The following is a 20,975-nucleotide window of genomic DNA, read 5'->3' on the forward strand; positions in this document are numbered from 1 at the left end:
ACTCGGCACCGCAGTGCGGCCACTCGTGCTGCTCGCGACGGTGACCGCGATGGCGTTCGGGGCCATGGCGCCCGCAGCCGCCGATTCGAATCCGGATCCGCGTCCCCGCAACTCCGCCGAGATCCTCAGACCGGTCGCCCCGCCGCCCGCGAGCAGTCCGTCCGGAGGGGCGAGAGCCGTCGTGGACGGCGACGGCATCGAGACCGCCCGGAGTTCCCGCCCACTCGCCCCCGGCATCCGGCTCAGCTCCTACGACCGGCTCGAGTCCGACAAGTGGCTGCGGGTCGACACCCTCTCGGTCGACCTGGACGCCGGAGCCCGCGCCGACTACCTCTCGGCCGGCAAGGTCGCGGAACGGCGAACCGTCTCCGAACTCGCCGCCGGGCACGACCCGGGTCAGGGCCGGCGCACCGTGGCCGCGATCAACGCGGACTTCTTCGACATCAACCAGACCGGAGCGCCGCAGGGCCCCGGAATCAAGGACGGCAGCCCGGTGCACTCGCCCGCCCCGGGCGTCAACCGTGCTGTGGGCATCGGTCCGGAGAACGCGGGACGGGTTCTGCAGCTGTACTTCGAGGGAAGCCTGACGCTTCCCTCCGGGCAGCATCCTCTCGCCGCGTACAACGCCGCGAACGTACCCGCCGGGGGAGTGGGCGCCTACACCTCCGCCTGGGGCAGCGCGGACCGCGCCCTGACCGTCGACGACGCGTCCCCCGTCGCCGAGGCAGCCGTACAGGGCGGCAGGGTCGTCTCCGTGTCGGCCACTCCGGGGTCGGGACCCGTGCCCGACGGCACCACCGTCCTCGTCGGACGCGAGGCCGGAGCGGCCCTGCTGACCGCCCTGAAGCCCGGTGACCCCGTCGCCATGGAGTACCGGGCACGCACCGACGGCGGAGCCGTGCCGCGCACCGCCGTCGGCGGCAGGGAGCTCCTGGTCGTCGACGGTGCCGCCCAGAACCACGACGCCGAGGGCAACAACACGGCCGCGCCCCGCACCGCGGTCGGCTTCTCCAAGGACGGCCGCACCATGCAGGTCGTCACGGTCGACGGCCGCCAGACCGACAGCGGCGGTGTCACGCTCACCGAGCTGGGCCTGATGATGCGTCAGGCCGGTTCGTACAGCGCGCTCAACCTGGACGGCGGCGGCTCCTCGACGCTCGTCGCCCGCGAGCCCGGAAGCGACACGCTCCAGGTGGAGAACAGCCCGTCCGACGGGAGCGAGCGCACCGTACCCAACGGCCTCGCCCTCACAGCGCCCGACGGCAGCGGCAGCCTCCAGGGATTCTGGGTGGAGACCCGCACACCCGCCGGCGCCGCCCCCGGCGCCGACCCCGTCAGGGGCGGCCACCCCGAGCGCGTCTTCCCGGGCCTGACGCGACAGCTCACCGCCGCCGGATTCGACGAGACGTACGGGCCCGCCCGAGGCACTCCGCGCTGGCGCACCGCAGCCCCGGCCATCGGCAGCATCGACTCCCACGGCACCTTCACCGCCCGCCGCAGCGGCACGACCGACGTGCGGGCCGAACGGGCCGGCGCCCACGGCGCCACGCAGCTCACCGTCCTGGACCGGCTGGTCCGGATCCAGCCCACGACGGTCCGGGTCGGCCTCGCGGACACGCAGGCCACCGGCACCTTCGGCATCGTGGGCCTCGACGCCCACGGCACCAGCGCACCCGTGGAGCCGGACGACGTCACCCTCGACTACGACCGGGCCCTGTTCGACATCGACGACGACGGCCGGGGCTCATTCACCGTCAGGTCCCTCACGGGCAGCGGTGCGGGACAGATCAAGGCCACCGTCCAGGGCGTCGGCACCACTCTCGCGGTGAGTGTCGGGCTCGCCGAGCAGGCGGTGTCGGCCTTCGATGACGCCGGATCCTGGAAGTTCAGCCAGGCCAGGGCTGCCGGCTCCCTCGCCGCGACACCCGACGGGCACACCGGCACCGGACTGCGGCTCACCTACGACTTCACCCTGTCGACCGCGACGCGCGCCGCCTACGCCGCGCCGCCGCAGCCCGTTCCCGTACCCGGCCAGCCCCAGTCGTTCACCCTGTGGATCAAGGGCGACGGCAACGGCGCCTGGCCGACACTGCACCTCAAGGACGCCGCAGGCTCGGACCAGTTGCTGCGCGGCCCCTACGTCACCTGGACGGGCTGGCGCCAGGTCACCTTCGCCGTACCGCAGGGCGTGGCGATGCCGCTGTCCGTGTACCGCTTCTATCTCGCCGAGACGGCGGCCGCCCGCCAGTACACCGGCGAGATCGTCATCGACGACCTGTCCGCCCAGGTTCCGCCGACCGTCGAGCTTCCCGAACAGACAGCCCCCGCAGACCCGTTGATCGACCCTGCGGCCGTCACCGAACGCAGGGACTGGCAGTTCGCGGTGATGTCCGACGCCCAGTTCGTCGCCCGCGACCCGGACAGCGCGATCGTCCGGCAGGCCCGTCGCACCCTGCAGGAGATCAAGGCCGCACAGCCGGACTTCCTGGTCGTCAACGGAGACCTCGTCGACGAGGGATCACCCGCGGACCTGGCCTTCGCCCGCCGCGTCCTCGAGGAGGAACTCGGGGACGCGCTGCCCTGGTACTACGTACCGGGCAACCACGAGGTGATGGGCGGGAAGATCGACAACTTCATCACCGAATTCGGCCCCGCCCAGCGCACGTTCGACCACAAGGGCACCCGCGTCATCACGCTCGACACGTCGAGCCTCAGCCTGCGCGGCGGGGGCTTCGCCCAGATCAAGGAGCTGCGCGCGCAGCTGGACGCGGCAGCGAAGGACTCGTCGGTCGGCTCCGTCATGCTGATCGAGCACGTACCGCCGCGCGACCCCACCGTGCAGAAGGGCAGTCAGCTCGGCGACAGGAAGGAAGCGGCTCTCGTCGAACAGTGGCTCGCCGGATTCCGCCGCACCACGGGCAAGGGCGCGGCCCTGATCGGCAGCCATGTGGGCGTCTTCCACGCCTCGCACGTCGACGGCGTCCCGTATCTGATCAACGGGAACTCCGGCAAGGCGCCGGCAGGGCCGGCGGACGAGGGAGGCTTCACCGGCTGGAGCCTGATCGGCGCCGACCGCGTGTCGCCCGCCGAACGGGCGACGGCGCGCCACCGGCCGTGGCAGGGCGGACCCGACTGGGTCTCGGCCCAGACGCGCGCCCACGTCGACGCCCTGACCCTCGACGCGCCGTCCGTGATCGGCACGGGAGAGCGCACGAAGGTCGGCGCGAGCGTCACCCAGGGGTCGAGGACCGTGCCGGTCGCCTTCCCGCTCAGCGCCGACTGGACGGGCTCCCCGAATCTCCACATCGGCGGACCGGACGGCGCTCGCGGTCGTCACGTCGCGGCGCTGGACACTGTCACCGGCACGCTCACCGCACTGCGGCCGGGCACCGTCACGCTCGCGGTGAGTGTGAACGGAACGACCCGGCAGGTGCGGATCGAGGTCGCTGCCGGGGCGGTGCTCGCCCCGGCAGCCTGAGCCACCACCGGTGCGGCACCCTGGGGAGGGTGCCGCACCGGTGCCGCAACCCAAGGTGCGGCCGGGGCTCCACCGCGCCCGGTCCGGTCAGACGCGCTGATCTCCGGCCTTCTGGACGGATTCCTCGCCGCGGCTGACGGGTACGCCGACCGGTGCGGCGGTGGCCGCCGGTGAACCCGCCTTCGAGGGAAGGTGGTTGAAGAGGATGTTCAGGACGATGGCCGTCAGGCAGCCCGCGCTGATCCCGCTGTGCATCACCGTCTGGAACCAGTCCGGGAACTGGTCGTAGAGCGTGGGCACCCCGACCGGCAGCACACCCATCGCCACCGAGACGGCGACGATCGTCAGGTTGTGGTTGTCCTTGAACTCGACCTGGGCGAGGGTCCGCAGGCCGCTCGCCGCGACGGTCCCGAACATCACCAGGCCCGCACCACCCAGCACAGGAGCCGGAATCGCCGCGATCACGGCGCCCAGCTTGGGCAGCAGCCCGAGCAGGACGAGGATCCCGCCCGCCGCGGCGACCACCCAGCGACTGCGGACCTTGGTCATGCCGACGAGGCCCACGTTCTGGGCGAACGCCGTGTAGGGGAAGGTGTTGAACACGCCGCCGAGGACCGTGGACAGACCGTCGGCCCGCAGGCCGTCGGCCAGGGCGCGCGGCTCGACCTTGCGGTCGGTCATCTCGCCGACGGCGATGAAGTCCCCGGTCGTCTCCGTCATCGTCACCAGGGCCACCACCAGCATCGCGATGACGGCCGAGGCGTGGAACGTCGGAGCGCCGAAGTGGAAGGGCGTGCTGATGCCCACCCAGTGCGCGTCCCCGACCCCGCCGAAGTCCGTGAACCCGAACGGCACCGACACCGCCAGGCCGACCGCGATACCGATCAGCACGGCGATCCTGCTCAGGAAGGCCGGCGCGAAGCCCTGGACCGCCAGTACGACGACCAGGACGAAGCCCGCCAGGGCGAGGTTCTTCGGGGCGCCGAAGTCGGGCGCACCCGCGCCGCCGGCCACCCAGTTGCCGGCCACCGGCAGCAGCGAGACACCGATGATCAGGATCACCGTGCCCGTCACGAGCGGCGGGAAGAACCTCAGCAGCCGGCCGAACACCGGGGCGAGGAGGACGATCGCGAGTCCGGCGACGATCACGGATCCGTAGATGGCGGGCAGCCCGCCGCCCTCCGTGCCGATCAGCACCATCGGCGAGACGGCAGCGAACGTACAGCCCTGCATGATCGGCAGACGCACACCGAAGCGCCAGAAGCCGACGCACTGGATGAGCGTCGCCACCCCGCAGATCAACAGGTCCGCGGTGATCAGATAGGCCAGATCGGCGGGCGGCAGTTTCATCGCGCCGCCCACGATCAACGGCACGGCCACCGCGCCGGCGTACATCGCGAGCACATGCTGCAGCCCGAAGGCCGCCAGTTGGCGTATCGGTGGGACCGCGTCGACGGGATGTACGGGTGTTGCGGACACCATGGGGCGCTCCAAGGACGGGCGGGGACGGAGAAGGTCCAACAGCACGAGACCGTAAGGGCTTTAAACAATTTGTTGATTGCGTGCTTGTTGCCGGGATGTGTCGTACCCGACGGGTCCCGCGCGACCCGTCCGCGAGACGTCCGGCTCGGGGAGGCGCGGGAAGTGTTACGGAGGGGCTCTTGTGGAGAGTCCCAGCAGCCCCATAGGTTCCACGCCGGAGCAAGAACTGGGAGCGCTCCCATCATCGGGTCCTACCGAAAGGACATCATGAAGAGCCTCATCGTCTCTCTCAGGTCCGCACGGAGCGCCGTGACGGCGTTACTCGTGGCGCTGGCCTCGCTCGCGGCGCTCGGCACGGTCGCGACGCCCGCTCACGCCGACACCCTGATCTGCGACCAGTACGGCACGGCCGTGATCCAGGGGCGGTACGTGGTTCAGAACAACCGCTGGGGCACCGCGGACGAGCAGTGCGTCAACGTGACCGCGAACGGCTTCACCGTCGACCGGGCCGGCGGGTCGGTTCCGACGAACGGGGCGCCCAAGTCGTACCCGTCCGTCTTCAACGGCTGCCACTACACGAACTGCTCGCCCGGTACCGCGCTTCCGGAGCGGCTGAGCTCGATCAGCAGCGCGCCGAGCAGCATCTCGTACGCCTACGTCGACAACGCCGTCTACAACGCGTCCTACGACATCTGGCTCGACCCGGAGCCGAAGACCGACGGAGTCAACCGGACCGAGATCATGATCTGGTTCAACCGGGTGGGGCCCATCCAGCCGATCGGCTCGCAGGCGGGCACCGCCTCCGTCGCCGGCCGCACCTGGGAGGTCTGGACCGGGAGCAACGGCGGCAACGACGTGATCTCCTTCGTGGCGCCGTCCGCGATCAGCAGCTGGACCTTCGACGTCATGGACTTCGTCGACCAGACCGTTGCCCGGGGCATGGCCCAGCCCTCCTGGTACCTCACCAGCGTCCAGGCAGGGTTCGAGCCCTGGCAGAACGGCGCCGGCCTCGGAGTGACCTCCTTCTCCTCGGCCGTCAACACGGGTGGCGGCACGGAGAACCCGGGTGAGCCGCAGGTCCCCGGCACCTGCCGCGTGGCCTACGGAACGAACTCGTGGTCGGGCGGGTTCACTGCCGACGTCGCGGTCAGCAACACCGGAACCGCACCTGTCGACGGCTGGAAGCTCGGCTTCACCCTGCCGTCGGGACAGAAGGTCACCCAGGCCTGGAACGCGGCCCTCTCGCCGTCCTCGGGCGCGGTGACCGCGGCCGATGTGGGCTTCAACGGCCGGATCGCCGCAGGCGGCACCCAGTCGTTCGGCTTCCAGGGTACGTACTCGGGTGCCTTCACCGAGCCCCAGCAGTTCACGCTCAACGGCGCGGTCTGCACGGTGACCTGAACGCGCGGGTGATGCCTGGCAGGCCGCCCCGCCCCGCGCGGGACGGCCTGCCTCCGCTCACACCTTGCGGTAGTCGTACGCGTCCACGGCCGCCGCCTCCACCGCGGCCAGATCGCCCCCCGCCGACGCGGTCACCAGTGCGGCGACCGCGCCCTCGACGAACGGCGCGTCCACCAGCCGCGCACCGTCGGGCAGTTGGTCACCCTCGGCCAGCATGGCCTTCACCGTCAGGACCGCGCTCCCGAGATCGACGAGCAGCGCTACCCCCGCACCCCTGTCCACCGACCTCGCAGCCCCGGCGATCAGCTCCGCGCTCGTCCCGAGCCCTCCGGCGGAGGTGCCCCCGGCCGCAGCCACGGGGGCGGTGGCCCCACCGGCCGCCAGCTCCTTGGCCAGCTCCACGACGGCCTCCGCCACCGGGCCGCTGTGCGACACCAGGACGATCCCGACCTGCTTCTCCTCGCTCACGCGTCTCCTCCGCCGCTCGTCTCCGCGGCCTCGGCGAGCGCCGCGACCAGGAGCGCCGAGGACGTCGCGCCCGGATCCTGATGTCCGATGCTGCGCTCGCCCAGGTAGCTGGCCCTGCCCTTGCGCGCCTGCAACGGCACGGTCGCCAGCGCACCTGCCTGAGCCGCGTCCCGGGCCGCCGCGAACGACACCCCCAGTGCGTCGACGGCAGGCAGCAGCGCATCGAGCATCGTCTTGTCCCCGGCCTGAGCACCGCCCAGCTGAGCCACAGCGGCGACGCCCGCACCGAACGCCTCGGCCAGTTGACCGGGAGTCACCTCGGGCGTCTCGCCCAGCGCCTTTCCGGTACGCCGCAGCAGCGTCCCGTACAGCGGTCCGGACGCCCCGCCCACCGTCGAGATCAACTGCCGCCCCACGAGCGTCAGCACGCCCCCGGGTGTTGCGGGAGGATCCTTCTCCAGTACCGCGGTCACCGCGGTGAAGCCGCGCTCCATGTTGCTTCCGTGATCGGCATCCCCGATCGCGGCGTCGAGGTCGGTCAAACGGCTCGCCTCACGCCGGACTGCCGCCGCGGTGGCGGCCATCCAGCGAAGGAAGAAGTCGGTGTCGAGCACATGATCTCCTGTTTCCTCACGCACGCCGGGCACTCACCGGCCCCAGCGGAGCGCAGACGTCTGCACCGGCGCGTCCCAGAGCCGTAGCATCTCCTCGTCCACCTGACAGAGCGTCACCGAGCAGCCGGCCATGTCGAGCGACGTCACGTAGTTCCCCACCAGCGTACGAGCCACGGCCACGCCCCGCTCGGCCAGCACCCGGTGTACCTCGGCATTGAACCCGTACAGCTCCAGCAGCGGTGTCGCGCCCATCCCGTTGACGAGGGCCAGCACGGGACCGTTCGGCCGCAGATCCTCCAGCACCGCGTGGACGGCGAAGTCGGCGATCTCTCCCGACGTCATCATCGGGCGCCGCTCCCGACCCGGCTCGCCGTGGATCCCGATGCCCAATTCGAGCTCCCCACCGGGGAGATCGAACGTCGGGCTGCCCTTCGCCGGAGTGGTCACCGCGCTGAGCGCCACCCCGAAGCTCCGGGAGGACTCGTTCACCTGCCGCGCCACGGCCTCCACCCGGTCCAGCGGCGCACCCTCGTCGGCGAGGGCACCGGCGATCTTCTCGACGAACACCGTCGCGCCCGTGCCGCGACGGCCCGCCGTGAACGTGCTGTCGGTCACCGCCACGTCGTCATCGACCAGGACCCGGGCGACCCGGATGCCCTCCTCCTCGGCGAGCTCGGCCGCCATGTCGAAGTTGAGCACGTCACCCGTGTAGTTCTTGACGACGAACAGCACCCCCTCACCACTGTCGACCGCGGCGGCGGCCCGCACCATCTGATCGGGCACGGGGGAGGTGAAGACCTCGCCGGGACACGCGGCGGACAGCATCCCCGGCCCGACGAACCCCGCATGCAAGGGTTCGTGCCCGGACCCGCCGCCGGAGACGATCCCCACCTTCCCGGCCACGGGCGCGTCGCGCCGCACGACCAGACGGTTCTCGACATCCACGGTGAGCTCGGGGTGGGCGGCGGCGATGCCGCGAAGCGCGTCCGCGACGACGGTCTCCGGCACGTTGATGAGCATTCTCAACGGTATCTCCCAGCAGGGTTGTCAGACGGGGCTCTGACCAGTGTCTTTGCGGGTCGTACGATGTGGCGCGAGTTGCTGATCCTGACTGCCCGAGCCCCCGACGACGGGTTCCGGCGGGGCTGGTGCCGACTGTACTGATGTGCCGTCAGTGATGCCCGGAGGCTTGGACGGGGCTCGTCGCCGGAGGCGGGAAGGCTGGACGCGGGCCTCGGGTGGGGACCGCGGTTGCGTGTGCGGTCACCCAGGGTGGCAGGCTGGCGGGGTGCTGATCAAGGGATACGACTGCGGCCCGCTGGTTGCGGGGGAGTCGCTGGCGGCTCGCCCGGGCTTCTGGTCGAACTACCTCATGGCGATGTGCGCCGACGTAGTCGGTGCCGAGCGTCCTGTTCCGGAGTGGTTCGGCGACGACGGCGCCGATGCCGATGCCCTGTCCGAGATCCTCCTCGATCCCGGACGCTGGCCCGTGTTCCGGCTGCCCGCGGCAGACGGGTCCGGAGTCGTCGTGGTCTACCGCAACATGGTCGGCGACTACGCCATCGACTACCTCCTCACTCACCCGGGGCGGAGCTACGCACAGCAGATCGCCACCTGGGAAGGAGGGTTCTCGGGGGTCGGGCTCACCTGGAACCAGCTGGTCCACATAGCCGACAACCCCGCTCCCGCGGCCGAAGGGGTCGAGGAGCCCGCCGCCCGACTCCTGCTCGCCCTTCCCCTTCTCAATGACATGCACTGCCCGGAGTCGGCGCATGCACGGCTCACCGCCGCCCTGACCGCGACAGGCTCCCCCCGAGCCACCGCCCCGGACACAGCGGGGCTGCTGGTTGCGCACCTGACGGGGAGAGCCCACCACGACCGCACGTGGGGCTCGCCGCTCAGCGGTACCTGAGGTACCCCTGAGCCGCTATTGGGCGTGCTGTCGGCGCACCAGCTCGGTGATCCAGACGGGCGCGAACGGAGAGGTGCAGCCCGGGGAAGTCGGGTAGTCCTTGAGCACTTCGAGACGCTCACCGATGTCGATCGCTCGGGCGCGGTGCTCGGCGTGCTCGATCCCGATCTGAGCCAGGCAGTGGTTCATCGCCCACTGCAGGCGGTCCGGGGCGTCCTTCATCTCCGCCTCGATGACGTCGAGCAGTCCTGAGAGGTCGAGGCCCTCGGGCTTCTTCGCCACGCGTTCGGTGGTCAGTGCCCAGCCGGCACTCGCGACCACTGGATCCGGATCGGCGAACCAGACCAGGCGCAGCTCTTCGGAATGCGGGTTCTTCTTCACCACGTAGTTCACGAGCCAGTCGTGCACCTTGGGCGTGCGCGCTTCGCGCAGCATGGCGTCCAGATCGTCGCGCTCGAACGCCTTCGGGCGGCAGATCAGAATCGCCAGCAGCCTCGCCGCGGTGTCACCCGTCCCCCAGAGCCCGCACGCGAGATCCTGCTGCGTCTTCAGCCGCTTCGCGAGGGCGCGCAGCTTGCTGAGGTTCACACCGTGGTCGTCACCGTGCTTCTCGTTCACCGCGCGCGCTTTCGGGTCCTCGAGCTCGGCCAGCTCGGCCATCACCTCGGCCACCGTCGTCCCGGCCACCTGAGCCTCCTGTCCGTTCACGTGCGAGTTTCAGCCTACGACGGACGCCCGCCTCCTGTCGTACACGCTGCGGTGTCATGACCGCGGCAGGGGTCGGTCATCGCCCACCGGTCTGAAGTCCCAGCACAGCCTCTGCTCCTTGTCCACCACGGGCGTGTGGCCGTCGAGGGGCCGGTTGGTCTCGAGCGACGTGGCTATCGCCTCCATGAGCACCGGCAGGGACGTCCACATCTCGTGAGATCCGCGCACGATGCCCTGCTCGGCCTCGGCCTGGTGGACGCGTCCCCGGTCTGTCTCGGCACGGTGGTCCAGTACGAGGCACCCCCCACGAACGTCCCGCGCGACGGGAATCAACTGCGGATGTCCGTACAGGACGTTGCTGACCCCGGTCTTCATGAAGTCGTAGTCCGCCTCGTCACCTTCCTCGTCCGCCGTGCGCTTGTCGTGGAAACCGGTGAAGAGCTGCCACTCGGCCGCTATCTCGCGTGCACCCATCGGCCGGTAGAACCCTGGCAGCAGCGAGACGCGCCGGTCGAGGAGACCGTCGTGCCGCGACAACGACGACACCAAGGGTTTCAGCAGTGGGCGGCCGATGACGCGTTCTGCCGCGGCGATGTCCGCAGGATCCGCGGGCGGAGCCAGCGCGGCGCAGGTCGCCGGGGCGTGCTCGGCGAGCCAGTTCTCGACGAGCGTCCACGACTTACTGATCGGTGCGGTCATGGCACGGCATCCTGCCACCCGGTGCCGACAACCTCCCGGGAACGAACGATCATGCCGAGGGCGCAGGTCACAGCGTAGATACTTCGGTACGCAGAGCGCTTCTCCCGTCGTATCCTCTGTGCGATGGCATGGGGGAAGCGGCGGATCGCCGTGTGGGCGCTGGCGGCGGTCGCCGCCACGGTCGGCGCACGCTGGGGACACCAGGTGGCGCAGCACCGGCTCTTCCGGTTCGGCCCGCATGACCAGCCTGTCTACGACGTCGAACACAACGCCGTCTACGAGCCAGGTCTGGCCGCCTGGCGTGATCTCACCACGTACGAGCTGCACCGGTACACGCCCGACTCACCGCTGATGCCGTACTGGCTGCCCCTGTTCGGGGCCGGCTGCTTCGCGTTCTTCGTCTTCGCGGTGAGCTGGACCGTCACGCACCGGCGGCTGGTGGGGCACGCCTATCTCGCCTTCGTCCGGCAGCCGGTGGCGATGCCGCTCAAGTTCCTTGCTGTGCTGGGCATGTTGGGGCTCTCGGTCACGCTGCCCTTCCTGCCCGAGGGCGAGGACTTCGAGGAACTCCTGTCGGACCGGACGACGGCGAACTTCCTCGGCGTCACCTTCGGCGTCCAGGTACTGGTCCCGGCCGTGCTGGCGTTCGTCCCGTGGTGGGCGGACCGGATGCTCGGGCTGCTGGTCATCGCGGTCCGCGCCATGGCAGCCCTACCCGGCCGCCACGCAGCCGGCCCCGGGACGCAGGACGCCCTGCGCGGGGTCGTCCAGCAGGCCGAACGGTTCCAGCTGTCCGGTACCCGCGACTTCGCCTCCATAGCCTGGTTCCTGCGGACCGAGGCGCTGATCAACCTCCTCGCGGAGCGGGGGAACGACGCGGCGGCGCTGGACGACCTGCTGAGAGACGGCCCCACCGCGTTCGGCGCTCAGCCCCGGCACTCGATCGACCGGCTCATGCTCGCACTGGGATGGCCGGCGCTCGAAACGAACGTGGCACGGGCATTCGTCCTCCGCTACGAGTGGACCGGGGCGGTGGTCAACCTGGACCGTGCGATCGCCGTTCTCGACCGGCTCGCCGCGAAGCCCCGCCCCTGGTTCTGGTTCACCTTCGCCCGATGGTCCTTCGTCTGCCTGAACCTGACCTGGGCGCTCAGGCACCGCTACGAGCTACGCGGGGACCCCGCCGACCTCGACCGGGCGCTCGCCCTCGTACGGCGCGTGGGCCGCCGGTATCCGAACCGGGTGCACGGCCGTGTCAGCGAGCTGGAGCTGCTCCGCTACCGCGCCACGGCGGACCCGGGGGCGCTGGCCGCCGCCATCCGGGCGGGCCGGCGCGCCGCGCCCGACCCCGACACGGTCCGGGCGCTCCTCGAACGGTTCGCCCGCGACGGCGACGAACGGGACCTGGCCGAGGCCCATGAGCTGGCCGCGCGCCTCGTGGACGAGAAGGGCCCCGGTCACCCGTGGCATGCCGCGTGCCTGATCGTCCACGCCTCGGTGCTCTCCGCATCCGGCAGGATCGACGCAGCCGCCAACTCCCTTCGAGAGGCGGCCGGCAGCGCCTCCTCGCCCCTGCAGGCGCGGCTGGCCGCCGCCATGAGCCTCGGCGAACTCGGCACCGGAGGAGCCCTGGCCGTCGAGGGCTACGGGGCAGCGGTCGAGCTCCTGCCTCAGCTGGCGTGGATCGGACTGCGCCGCGACGACCAGCGGTGGCTGCTCCGGCGCTGGCAGGGGGTGTCGACGGCCGCCGCCGCGGCCGCGATCGCCGTCGGCCGGGTGGAGTACGCGGTCGAGATCCTGGAACACGGGCGCGCCGTCATGTGGGGCCAACTCGCCCGGCTGCGGGACGGAGTCGAGGGCGTCCGCACCGCCGACCCCGCCCTGGCGCGACGCCTCGACGAGATCCGTGCCGAACTCGACGTGCCCGACGAGCCCCGATGGCACCTCGACGAGGGCGGCGCCGACGTGGAGCGGCGCATCCGCCTCGGCAGGGAGTGGAACGAACTCTCCGCACGCCTGGGTTCGGCCGGCCGGCGGGACTACCACGAGCTCTCCGGAGCCGCCGTGAACGGGCCCGTCGTCGTGGTCAACGCGAGCCCGCTGCGGTGCGACGCGATAGTCCTGCTCCCGGACGGCGAACCCGTCCTCGTGCCGCTCGACGGGCTCGACCATGGCGAACTGGTCGCATGGGCCGAGCAGTCCGTCGACCCCAACGGGCGCCACCAGGCGTTACTCAACGTCATATCCGCACGCCTGTGGGACGACCTGGCGGTTCCCGTGCTGCGCGCCGTCACCCCCCACCTGCGGGACGGGCGGCGGATCTGGTGGTGTCCGACCGGACCGCTGGCCGCCCTGCCCATCCACGCAGCGGGCCACCACACCCGGCCCGGCGGCCCCGCCCTGCTCGACGAGGTCGTCTCCTCCTACACCCCCACCATCAGCGCACTGCTCAGGTCGGCCGAGCGAGTCGTGGAGCCCCGCCGGAGACTCGTCGTCGCCGCGACCCGGACCCCCGACAGGCCCGACCTGCCGGCCGTGGAACAGGAGGCCGAGGAGTACCTGCAGCGCTTCCCCGACGCGGTGCCGCTCAATCCCGCACGCGTCGCCGACGTCCTCGCGCAGCTGGGCGGCGCCCACTGGGTGCACTTCGCCTGCCACGCCGACGCCTCCGGACTGGCCGTGGCCGACGGCGTCGTCTCGCTGGAGGAGCTGGCCGATCTCCGGCTGGACGACGCCGAGTTCTGCTACCTGTCCGCCTGCAGCACCGCCGCCCCGGACCCGCGCGCCTACGACGAGGCCGTCCACCTGGCCGCCCTGCTCCACCTCCAGTCGTTCGTCCACGTCGTGGGCACCCTGTGGGAGGTCGACAGCGACAAGGCCCTCCACGCGGCACGGGAGGTGTACCGGACACTGACCGAGCACGGCGCACCTGACGGCGCACGTGCTGCCCAGGCCGTCCACAACGCGGCGCAGTCCCTGCGCCGCGCCGCCCCGCGCGACGTCGACGTCTGGTCTTCCCTGCTGCACATCGGACCGTAGAGGAGTGATTCGCATGTCCATCCGCGTGCGCTTGCCCTGGCAGCGACGCCCTCGTCGGAATGCCCCCGACGCCGAGGCCCGCCGACCGGCCCCCACCGAGGAACAGGCAGCCCTGGGGTGGCTGTGCGCCAACCTTCCCGGCCTCAGACAGAAGGCTGACCGGTTCGGATGGCGGGCCGACCTCGACAGGGAGCTCGCCGAGGTCCGCGAGGGCAAGGCCGCCACCGAGGCCCTGAGCGAACTCCGGCTCCGTCGCGAGGGATCCCGCGCCTCCGGACTCCCGGCCGGTGAGACCTGGCAGGAGCGCCCCGTCATCGAAGGATTCCGGTGCCCGCACGGCCGCTGCCCCGCACGGGGACGCAATGCCGACGCCACGGAACCGCGCTGCCATCTCGACGGGACCCCGATGCTCTCCGAGGACGGTGGCTGATGGACGGCATCCTCTCCGACCTCGGCAAACGCATAGCCGACCGCTGGTTCGCCTTCCTGATCCTGCCCGGCGTGCCCTTCGCCGCGACCGTGGTCGTCGCCTGGGCGATGGCACCCTCCGGAGCCGCACACGCCCTCGACGTCGACGTCCTGGTCCGGCGCCTGGACGCGCTCGCCGGCACGGCCCGGAGCACCAAGGGTGTCGTTGTCGGCTGCCTGCTCCTTGCCGGGGTCGCCGTGACCGCCGTACTCGTCAGGGAGATGAGCCTGGTCGTGAACCGGCTCTGGACAGGCAGGTCGGTCCTCCTGTGCCGCCTCATGGGCCCCGGCATCCGGCGCCGCCGCCGGCTCGCCCTGGACACCGCCCGGCGCGGCGGCTACGCCTCGCCGGACCGCTACCTGCCCCACCGCGCCACCTGGATCGGCGACCGCTTCGCCCTCGTGGACGAGCGGGTGGCCGTGCAGTACGGCGTATCCCTCGCCAGGGTGTGGCCCCGCCTCTGGCAACTCCACAGCGACCGAACCCCCAAGGTCGTCTCCGCCGCGTGGGACGACTACGCTGCCGCGACCGTCCGCGTCGCCTGGGCCCTGCCCTACCTGGTCGTGTCCGTCTTCTGGTGGCCGGCCGCCCCGCTCGCCCTCGCCCTGGTGCTCCTCGGCTGGTCCCAGGGGCGCCGCGGCGCCGACGACTTCTGCGTCAGCTGCGAAGCCGCCATCGATGTCCAACTCCGGCGCCTGGCACACATCGTGGGCGTACCACTGCCCCATCGGCGCGTGACCACGGTGGAAGGCCGGCAGATCGACGGCATCCTCGCCAAGGGCGCCTACCTGCCCCGAACCGAGCCGCCCGCCCCGCCCGCACCCTGACCTTGACGCCCCCTCACCCCGGCCGCCCGGCACGTCGACGGTGAGGGCGCTCCCGCGCGTTGCCGGCACGGGGGCTGTGGCTCGGTGGCAGGCTGCAGGGTGCGAGCACAGTGCGCCACGGGCTGTGCGCCACGGGACATGCCTGCAGCTTTCGAAGGAGCAATGATGGAAGCCACCCGCATCACAGTGAATCTCCGTGTGCCGGACATCGCGGCCGCCCGTGACTTCTACACCGGCTATCTCGGCCTGAGCGTCGAGGACTTCAATCTGGGCTGGGTCGCCCGCTACCGGTCGCCCCACGGAGGTGCGGAGCTCCAGCTCCTCACCCGCGACGCCACCGCACCCCAGGACCCCGTCGCCTCGGTCAGGGTCGGTGCGGGTGTCGACGACGCGTACGCCGAGGCACGACGGCGCGGGTACGAGATCGTGCACCCGCTCACCGACGAACCGTGGGGCTTGCGCCGGTTCTTCGTCCGCGCACCTGACGGCAACATCCTGAACATTGCCGGCCACGTGGACGTCTGACCGGCGACGAGCGGCATGCGCCGGTGACCACCCGTGCCGTCAGTCCCAGGGGCGGGTGTCCTGCGTGGGCAGCGGGCGCAGCGCGGACCAGCGTTCCAGCAGGCGTGCGGCCAGTGCCGCGCTGAGGTTGCCGAGTGCGTGCAGACGGTCGTGGTCGCGGGTCATGCCGGCGACCACGCCGAGCCGGTGGACGAGGCGCTCCCGGGCGGACACGTAGCCCCACTCGAAGTCCTCCGCCGGTACCCGGGCGAGGTGGTCGACCGACTCGCGGTGGGCGCGTTCGACGAGTGCGTCGCCACGGATCAGCCAGCCGGCGCAGGCGTCCGCGAGGTCGCCGGGGACGTCGGTGCCGGTGAGGCCCCGCCAGGTGGCACGGTAGACGCCCTCGGCTTCAGCGAGCGGCGACCCGGTGACCGACATCGCACACCAGCAGGTCGGGAAGCCGATACGGAGGTAGGCGAGTTCGACCAGGCCGTTGCCCAGGGACGCCTGCTCGAAATCGACGAAGCGTACGCCGGTGGCGGTCCGCAGGTCGTTGCCGGGGCAGGGGTCGCCGTGCAGCAGCGCATGGTGGGGCGCGGGTTCGAGCCGGTCGATCAGGCCGGCGAGTTCGTTCGTCACCGCGGGTGGGACATGGACGTCGAGGGCCTTGGCGAGGGCGATGAACGAGTCGGCGTCGGCGGCCGTCGGCCCGGACCAGGCGGGGAGCGTGCCCGTATCGGCCGGCCCGGTGAGCGCGTGCAGCCGGGCAAGGGACTCGGCGTAGCCCGGCGTCCAGTCGTCGACCGCGCCGAGGTCGTCCAGGTACTCCAGAACCATCACACGGGACGCCGGGTCCGTTCCGAGCAGTGCGGGCGCGACGGTCGGACGGGTGGCCCGTGCGGCGAGCCGCAGCGCGGCGACCTCCCGCGCATAGCGCGCGTCCCCGTCGGGCCCGGTGCCGCCGCCATCGGTGATCTGCTTGACGATCATCCGGCCGCCGTCGCGCAGCTCGACCCGCCACACCCGGGAGCGCGGGCTGCTGTCGAGCAGTGTGGCTTCCGTGGGGGAGCCCAACGCGGAACGCAGCTCGTCGCTCATCGGCACCCGGGTCGGCATGATGGTCAGCGTAGGGCGCTCCGCCGTGCGGCGTACGGACATCCGCTGAGCGCCCGCGCCGTCGGGCCGGTCGACGGACCGCCCGCCTACTGCGGCGGCGTCGCGATCTGGATCAGGTTGCCGCAGGTGTCGTCGAAGACGGCGGTGGTGACCGGGCCCATGTTCAGGGGCTCCTGGATGAAGCGGACGCCGAGGCCGCGCAGGCGCTCGTACTCCGCCTCGACGTCGTCGACGGCGAACTGGGCCAACGGGATGCCGTCCTGGACGAGCGCGTCCCGGTAGGTCCTGGCGGCCGGGTGACCGGTGGGCTCCAGGAGGAGTTCGGTACCGCCGGGCTCCTCGGGCGAGACGACGGTCAGCCATCGGTCCTTCTCGCCGAGCGGTACGTCGTGCTTCGTCACGAAGCCGAGGATCTCGGTGTAGAAGTGCTGGGCCTTGGCCTGGTCGTCGACGAAGACGCTGGTCAGATGGATCTTCATGAGGTGCTCTTCTCCGGTCCGGGTGTGTCGGGCACGAGCCACCGTTCGGCGATCTGCCGCAGAGGGGCTGTGTTCAGGTCGTGGAACTTGTAGCGGCCCTCCCGCCTGGTCTCGACGAGCCCGGCGGCCTCCAGCACGGCGAGGTGCTGGGAGACCCCCTGGCGCGAGATGCCGAGCTGATGCTTCATGCTCAGCCGCGAGCAGATCTCGAACAGTGTCTGTCCGGACTTCTCGGTGAGCTCGTCGAGGATCGTGCGGCGGGTCGGGTCGGCGAGGGCTTTGAAGAGATCGTCGGCCACGACCACAGGATAGGCAAACATTCACTTGCCTATCAAGTCGAGGCGCACCCTGCGTGTCAGTGCGCAGGCACCGGCTGGGCGCCGCCCTCCCGGCGGTCAGGCGCCGCCCTCGCCGGTGGTCGAGACGGCGGCCGCATCCAGTCCCGGTGCGGCCCTCCGTGCGCGTTCCAGGGCATCGTCCCGATCCGCCGCGTCCGTCCAGGTGATGCCCACTCGGGCGGATTGCAGGCTCGCGCCGACGACCGGGTGCTCAGCGACCCACGGCCCGCCTCACTGTTCAGGCGTGCCCGTCGCTCCCACGGGGAACTCCTCGACACCGAGCACCCGCAGCAGTTCCAGACGCTCACGGGCCTCGTCGTCCGCAGGGGTGAGCACCAGCAGCTGCTGACCCTGGTCAGGAGTCACCAGGGTCTCGCAGTCCATCACCAGACGGCCCACCCGCGGGTGCAGGATGGTCTTGCGGTCGGCCCGCCGGACAGCCACCTCGTGTTCGGCCCAGAGTCGACGGAAGTCGTCGCTCGCGGCCTGCAACCGTTCGACGAGGCCGGTGACCGTGGGGTCGCCGGAACGGCGGCCGGCGACCGCGCGCAGGTCGGCCACGACCTGGCGGGAGCGGTACTCGCGCTCCTCGGGAGAGCTGACGGCGCGGGCAGCCGGATCGGTGAACCAGCGGTACACGAGGTAGCGCCGGTCTCCGGAGAAGCCGCTCTGGTCGCCCGTGAGAAGGATGGCAGCCCGGTTCTGAGCGAGGACCTCACCCAGGTCCGACAGCACCAGGGCCGGGGTGTCGCCCAGCAGGTCGAGCATGCGGATCAGGCCTGCGCGGGCGAGGCGGGCCACTCCTTCCGCGGGCAACGGCTGGTGGCCGGCCAAGTGGAACAGATGGTCCCGCTCGTCGTCGGAGAGACGCAGGGCCCGGGCCAGCGCACCGAGCAGCTGGGTCGAGGGCTGACTGCTGCGGCCCTGCTCGAGGCGTACGACGTAGTCCACCGACATGCCGGCGAGCATGGCCACCTCTTCCCGGCGCAGCCCGGCGGTGCGGCGGCGGGGGCCGTCGGAGATGCCGACCTCGGCCGGGCGGACCGCCTCGCGGCGGTGGCGCAGGAAGTCGGCGAGCTCGGCGCGTTGCATGACCCCATGATCCCTCGCGGCGACGACTCGATCCAGGGAGCGGCTCTCCCCTGATGAACGCTCCGCTCCCGCACGCCGCCGCGCCGCCGCAAGGTGGAAGACAGACCGACGACGAAGGAGAACGCGATGCAGACCCGAAACCTCGGCAGCACCGGACCGGCCGTTTCCGCACTGGGCCTCGGTGCGATGAGCATGTCGGGTGTCTACGGCGCGGCCGACCGGGCGGAGAGTATCGCCACCGTGCATGCCGCGCTGGACAACGGCGTCACGCTGATCGACACGGGCGACTTCTACGCCATGGGCCACAACGAGATGCTGCTCGCCGAGGCGCTGCGCGGCCGGGATCGGGACAGCTACCAGCTGAGCGTCAAGTTCGGCATGCTGCGCGGGCCCGGCCCGGAGTTCAACGGAACGGACGGCCGTCCCGAGGCGGTGAAGAACTTCCTGGCCTACTCACTCACCCGGCTGGGCACCGACCACATCGACATCTACCGCCCCGCACGGCTGGACCCGGCGGTACCGATCGAGGAGACGGTGGGCGCGATCAAGGAGATGATCGACGCCGGGTACGTGCGGTACATCGGCCTCTCGGAGGTCGACGCCGCGACCGTCCGCCGGGCGCACGCCGTGCACCCGGTCGCCGACCTGCAGATCGAGTACTCGCTGATCTCCCGTGCGGTGGAGGCGGACATTCTGCCCACGCTGCGGGAGCTCGGCATCGGCCTGACCGCGTACGGCGTACTCAGCCGCGGCCTCATCTCCGGGCACTGGTCCGCCGGCCGCGCCGCTGGTCCCGGCGACAGCCGCAGCTTCAGCCCGCGTTTCTCGAGTGGGAACGTGGAACACAACCTCGCCCTCGTGGAAGCCCTGCGCCGGGTCGCCGAGGCGAAGGGGTGCACCGTCGCCCAGCTGGCCATCGCCTGGGTGGCCGCACAGGGCGAGGCCATCGTGCCGCTGGTCGGCGCCCGCACCCGCGAGCGACTGGCCGAGGCTCTGCCCGCGATCGACCTGAACCTCACCGCGGACGACCTCGCCGAGATCGAGAAGGCGGTGCCGCCGGGCGCGGCGCGCGGTGACAGGTACCCGTCCGCGTTCATGGCCGGCCTCGGCGTGGGGAACTGAGCCCAGTCCCTTCGGTGCGGACGAGCCGAGTCAGCCGGCAGCTTCGACGTACGACGCCAGGTTGGCCAGCGAGGACGCGATCCCGGCCTCGTGGTCCGCTCGGTCGATGCCGGGCGGTACGTCCGTGGCGGTGACCGTCACCTCGGTCCCGCCACCGGCGGCGGCGAGGTACCAGGTCATCGTCATGGTGCCCGCGTACGACGGGTCGTCGGCCTCGAACACGGCCCGTGTCACCACGCGCTCCGGTGGCACCAGGTCGGCGAACACGATGTCGACGACATCCGTCGCATCCGAGGTCTTGCCGGGGCTGTCGGTGGCGTCGAGGTAGGTGAGGACCATCCGGAACCCGCCACCGGGCCGTGGATCCCACCGCTCGATCCGCCCGCGCATGCCGTCCGGCGGCAGCCAGGCCTCGAGCGACTTCCGGTCGAGGAGGGCGCCGTAGACAGCCGCCGGTGGTGCGGCGATCATTCGGCCGGCGCGGTCAGTCCTGCTCATGGCCCGATCCTAGGGCCGAAGAGGTGCCGCCCGCCCAGCCTCGCCGGTCTGTCGCCGGGTTCGACGGCTCTGTCTCCGGCGTCAGGGCGCCTCGATGGTGGTGCCGTCCTTGTCGAGCGTGTGGGTATCCCAGTACACGTCCCACTTGTCGTCGACTTGCTGCGGCACCTTGCCCTCCGGGTATCGCGCGTATCCGCCCGGAGGCTCTTCCTTGTCCGACACGCAAGCGGAGCCGGTGCCGCCCACGGACAGGACGGGGTACTCGCCATTGCTGCAGATGTCCTCGCGGTACTCGAATCCAGCACATCCGGTGAGTGCCACGGCCGCTGCCGCACTCACGAGAGCGGCAGCGGCGAGGCGAATTCCTGCGGGACGGACAGCAGGGGCGGGTCGGTTCGTTCTGCGGGGCATGTGCGTGTTCCTCTCCAGTGATCCGGTCTGCCACCACCCTCGCCGCCCCGGGGCTGCCGTGTACTGGGTGCGCGTACTCAGCAACTCACGCGTGGATACCCAATTCGCCCTCATGCCGCGGTACTTCGGAAGCCGACCGCTCCGTTCCTGCCGATCGCCTCATAGAACGTGGTCCGGACCGGGACAGCGCCGTCGCACCTGACTTGTGGACGCATGCAAGCGGCATGGCCCACCTCGGGAACCGCCGCGCTCCTTCCGGGCGTCGTCAGGCGCGCGTCACCATGCGTGTGCCACGCCGAAATGCCTTGCGTGCCA

At 71.2% G+C, this 20,975-nt stretch carries 20 protein-coding genes; 8 read left to right on the forward strand and 12 right to left on the reverse strand.

From position 1 onward, the window contains the following. The first annotated feature begins 49 nt into the window (after nt 1–49). Nucleotides 50–3,478, forward strand: coding sequence for a phosphodiester glycosidase family protein (locus tag OG257_RS35330; protein ID WP_329215515.1), 3,429 nt, complete (start codon nt 50–52; stop codon nt 3,476–3,478). 87 nt (nt 3,479–3,565) lie between these two features. Here OG257_RS35330 and OG257_RS35335 read toward each other — a convergent pair whose 3' ends face one another. Beyond that, nucleotides 3,566–4,960: a nucleobase:cation symporter-2 family protein gene (locus OG257_RS35335; RefSeq protein ID WP_329214233.1), complete on the reverse strand. Its 1,395-nt coding sequence runs from the start codon at nt 4,958–4,960 to the stop codon at nt 3,566–3,568. 267 nt (nt 4,961–5,227) lie between these two features. Here OG257_RS35335 and OG257_RS35340 point away from each other — a divergent pair, with 267 nt between their 5' ends. Further along, nucleotides 5,228–6,361 (forward strand): GH12 family glycosyl hydrolase domain-containing protein, encoded by a 1,134-nt coding sequence (locus tag OG257_RS35340; protein ID WP_329214234.1) that lies wholly within the window; start codon nt 5,228–5,230, stop codon nt 6,359–6,361. 57 nt (nt 6,362–6,418) lie between these two features. Here the strand turns inward: OG257_RS35340 and OG257_RS35345 are convergent, their stop codons facing one another. The 3 genes from OG257_RS35345 to dhaK are packed head-to-tail and all read right to left on the reverse strand — an operon-like array spanning nt 6,419 to nt 8,463. Further along, nucleotides 6,419–6,829 carry a PTS-dependent dihydroxyacetone kinase phosphotransferase subunit DhaM gene (locus OG257_RS35345; protein WP_329214236.1) on the reverse strand — a complete coding sequence of 137 codons (411 nt, stop codon included), beginning with the start codon at nt 6,827–6,829 and terminating at the stop codon, nt 6,419–6,421. Next, nucleotides 6,826–7,443, reverse strand: a complete 618-nt coding sequence (dhaL, locus tag OG257_RS35350) for a dihydroxyacetone kinase subunit DhaL (protein ID WP_329214237.1) — start codon at nt 7,441–7,443, stop codon at nt 6,826–6,828. Before dhaL ends, OG257_RS35345 begins: the two co-directional genes overlap by 4 nt. A 33-nt stretch (nt 7,444–7,476) precedes the next feature. Next, the gene (gene dhaK, locus OG257_RS35355) at nt 7,477–8,463 is read right to left on the reverse strand and encodes a dihydroxyacetone kinase subunit DhaK (protein WP_329214239.1); all 987 of its coding nucleotides are present in this window, start codon (nt 8,461–8,463) and stop codon (nt 7,477–7,479) included. 268 nt (nt 8,464–8,731) lie between these two features. Here dhaK and OG257_RS35360 point away from each other — a divergent pair, with 268 nt between their 5' ends. After that, nucleotides 8,732–9,355, forward strand: a complete 624-nt coding sequence (locus OG257_RS35360) for a hypothetical protein (RefSeq protein ID WP_329214241.1) — start codon at nt 8,732–8,734, stop codon at nt 9,353–9,355. Between the two features lie 15 nt (nt 9,356–9,370). Here OG257_RS35360 and OG257_RS35365 read toward each other — a convergent pair whose 3' ends face one another. Together OG257_RS35365 and OG257_RS35370 are read right to left on the reverse strand one after the other, a co-directional pair. Further along, nucleotides 9,371–10,015, reverse strand: a complete 645-nt coding sequence (locus tag OG257_RS35365; RefSeq protein ID WP_329215517.1) for a DNA alkylation repair protein — start codon at nt 10,013–10,015, stop codon at nt 9,371–9,373. A 102-nt stretch (nt 10,016–10,117) separates the two neighbouring features. Continuing rightward, a complete protein-coding gene (locus OG257_RS35370; protein ID WP_329214243.1) occupies nt 10,118–10,762 on the reverse strand; it encodes an SMI1/KNR4 family protein in 645 nt (214 codons plus the stop codon). Between the two features lie 123 nt (nt 10,763–10,885). On the opposite strand from OG257_RS35370, the gene OG257_RS35375 reads away from it, so the two are divergent. The 4 genes from OG257_RS35375 to OG257_RS35390 all read left to right on the forward strand — a co-directional run bounded on the left by OG257_RS35375 (nt 10,886) and on the right by OG257_RS35390 (nt 15,622). Beyond that, nucleotides 10,886–13,801 carry a CHAT domain-containing protein gene (locus tag OG257_RS35375; protein ID WP_329214245.1) on the forward strand — a complete coding sequence of 972 codons (2,916 nt, stop codon included), beginning with the start codon at nt 10,886–10,888 and terminating at the stop codon, nt 13,799–13,801. 13 nt (nt 13,802–13,814) lie between these two features. After that, complete coding sequence (locus OG257_RS35380; protein ID WP_329214247.1) at nt 13,815–14,231, forward strand: hypothetical protein; 417 nt, start codon at nt 13,815–13,817, stop codon at nt 14,229–14,231. Beyond that, entirely contained in the window at nt 14,231–15,097 is an 867-nt protein-coding gene (locus tag OG257_RS35385; RefSeq protein WP_329214249.1) for a hypothetical protein, read from the forward strand. The genes OG257_RS35380 and OG257_RS35385 overlap by 1 nt, the downstream gene beginning before the upstream one ends. A gap of 165 nt (nt 15,098–15,262) precedes the next feature. Next, the gene (locus tag OG257_RS35390) at nt 15,263–15,622 is read left to right on the forward strand and encodes a VOC family protein (protein WP_329214251.1); all 360 of its coding nucleotides are present in this window, start codon (nt 15,263–15,265) and stop codon (nt 15,620–15,622) included. Between the two features lie 39 nt (nt 15,623–15,661). Here OG257_RS35390 and OG257_RS35395 read toward each other — a convergent pair whose 3' ends face one another. The 4 genes from OG257_RS35395 to OG257_RS35410 all read right to left on the reverse strand — a co-directional run bounded on the left by OG257_RS35395 (nt 15,662) and on the right by OG257_RS35410 (nt 18,629). Next, complete coding sequence (locus tag OG257_RS35395; protein WP_329214253.1) at nt 15,662–16,720, reverse strand: phosphotransferase; 1,059 nt, start codon at nt 16,718–16,720, stop codon at nt 15,662–15,664. Between the two features lie 86 nt (nt 16,721–16,806). Next, the gene (locus OG257_RS35400) at nt 16,807–17,199 is read right to left on the reverse strand and encodes a VOC family protein (RefSeq protein ID WP_329214255.1); all 393 of its coding nucleotides are present in this window, start codon (nt 17,197–17,199) and stop codon (nt 16,807–16,809) included. Next, nucleotides 17,196–17,498 (reverse strand): ArsR/SmtB family transcription factor, encoded by a 303-nt coding sequence (locus tag OG257_RS35405; RefSeq protein WP_329214257.1) that lies wholly within the window; start codon nt 17,496–17,498, stop codon nt 17,196–17,198. Before OG257_RS35405 ends, OG257_RS35400 begins: the two co-directional genes overlap by 4 nt. A gap of 270 nt (nt 17,499–17,768) precedes the next feature. Continuing rightward, a complete protein-coding gene (locus tag OG257_RS35410; protein ID WP_329214259.1) occupies nt 17,769–18,629 on the reverse strand; it encodes a helix-turn-helix transcriptional regulator in 861 nt (286 codons plus the stop codon). Between the two features lie 126 nt (nt 18,630–18,755). On the opposite strand from OG257_RS35410, the gene OG257_RS35415 reads away from it, so the two are divergent. Beyond that, nucleotides 18,756–19,751: an aldo/keto reductase gene (locus OG257_RS35415; RefSeq protein WP_329214261.1), complete on the forward strand. Its 996-nt coding sequence runs from the start codon at nt 18,756–18,758 to the stop codon at nt 19,749–19,751. Nucleotides 19,752–19,781: 30 nt separating this feature from the next. On the opposite strand, the gene OG257_RS35420 is transcribed toward OG257_RS35415, so the two are convergent. Further along, nucleotides 19,782–20,249 carry an SRPBCC family protein gene (locus OG257_RS35420; RefSeq protein ID WP_329214263.1) on the reverse strand — a complete coding sequence of 156 codons (468 nt, stop codon included), beginning with the start codon at nt 20,247–20,249 and terminating at the stop codon, nt 19,782–19,784. 81 nt (nt 20,250–20,330) lie between these two features. Next, nucleotides 20,331–20,660 carry an SCO0607 family lipoprotein gene (locus tag OG257_RS35425; protein ID WP_329214265.1) on the reverse strand — a complete coding sequence of 110 codons (330 nt, stop codon included), beginning with the start codon at nt 20,658–20,660 and terminating at the stop codon, nt 20,331–20,333. Between the last annotated feature and the right edge of the window lie 315 nt (nt 20,661–20,975).

Source organism: Streptomyces sp. NBC_00683, from assembly GCF_036226745.1.
In the GTDB taxonomy this organism is placed as follows: Bacteria; Actinomycetota; Actinomycetes; order Streptomycetales; family Streptomycetaceae; genus Streptomyces.

What these genes read in the sequence shown, in the direction of transcription:
- OG257_RS35330 (WP_329215515.1), top strand. Translation starts at nt 50, where the DNA reads ATGGCGTTCGGGGCCATGGCGCCCGCAGCCGCCGATTCGAATCCGGAT.
- OG257_RS35335 (WP_329214233.1), bottom strand. Translation starts at nt 4,960, where the DNA reads ATGGTGTCCGCAACACCCGTACATCCCGTCGACGCGGTCCCACCGATA.
- OG257_RS35340 (WP_329214234.1), top strand. Translation starts at nt 5,228, where the DNA reads ATGAAGAGCCTCATCGTCTCTCTCAGGTCCGCACGGAGCGCCGTGACG.
- dhaK (WP_329214239.1), bottom strand. Translation starts at nt 8,463, where the DNA reads ATGCTCATCAACGTGCCGGAGACCGTCGTCGCGGACGCGCTTCGCGGC.
- OG257_RS35365 (WP_329215517.1), bottom strand. Translation starts at nt 10,015, where the DNA reads ATGGCCGAGCTGGCCGAGCTCGAGGACCCGAAAGCGCGCGCGGTGAAC.
- OG257_RS35370 (WP_329214243.1), bottom strand. Translation starts at nt 10,762, where the DNA reads ATGACCGCACCGATCAGTAAGTCGTGGACGCTCGTCGAGAACTGGCTC.
- OG257_RS35375 (WP_329214245.1), top strand. Translation starts at nt 10,886, where the DNA reads ATGGCATGGGGGAAGCGGCGGATCGCCGTGTGGGCGCTGGCGGCGGTC.
- OG257_RS35380 (WP_329214247.1), top strand. Translation starts at nt 13,815, where the DNA reads ATGTCCATCCGCGTGCGCTTGCCCTGGCAGCGACGCCCTCGTCGGAAT.
- OG257_RS35385 (WP_329214249.1), top strand. Translation starts at nt 14,231, where the DNA reads ATGGACGGCATCCTCTCCGACCTCGGCAAACGCATAGCCGACCGCTGG.
- OG257_RS35390 (WP_329214251.1), top strand. Translation starts at nt 15,263, where the DNA reads ATGGAAGCCACCCGCATCACAGTGAATCTCCGTGTGCCGGACATCGCG.
- OG257_RS35395 (WP_329214253.1), bottom strand. Translation starts at nt 16,720, where the DNA reads ATGCCGACCCGGGTGCCGATGAGCGACGAGCTGCGTTCCGCGTTGGGC.
- OG257_RS35400 (WP_329214255.1), bottom strand. Translation starts at nt 17,199, where the DNA reads ATGAAGATCCATCTGACCAGCGTCTTCGTCGACGACCAGGCCAAGGCC.
- OG257_RS35410 (WP_329214259.1), bottom strand. Translation starts at nt 18,629, where the DNA reads ATGCAACGCGCCGAGCTCGCCGACTTCCTGCGCCACCGCCGCGAGGCG.
- OG257_RS35415 (WP_329214261.1), top strand. Translation starts at nt 18,756, where the DNA reads ATGCAGACCCGAAACCTCGGCAGCACCGGACCGGCCGTTTCCGCACTG.
- OG257_RS35420 (WP_329214263.1), bottom strand. Translation starts at nt 20,249, where the DNA reads ATGAGCAGGACTGACCGCGCCGGCCGAATGATCGCCGCACCACCGGCG.
- OG257_RS35425 (WP_329214265.1), bottom strand. Translation starts at nt 20,660, where the DNA reads ATGCCCCGCAGAACGAACCGACCCGCCCCTGCTGTCCGTCCCGCAGGA.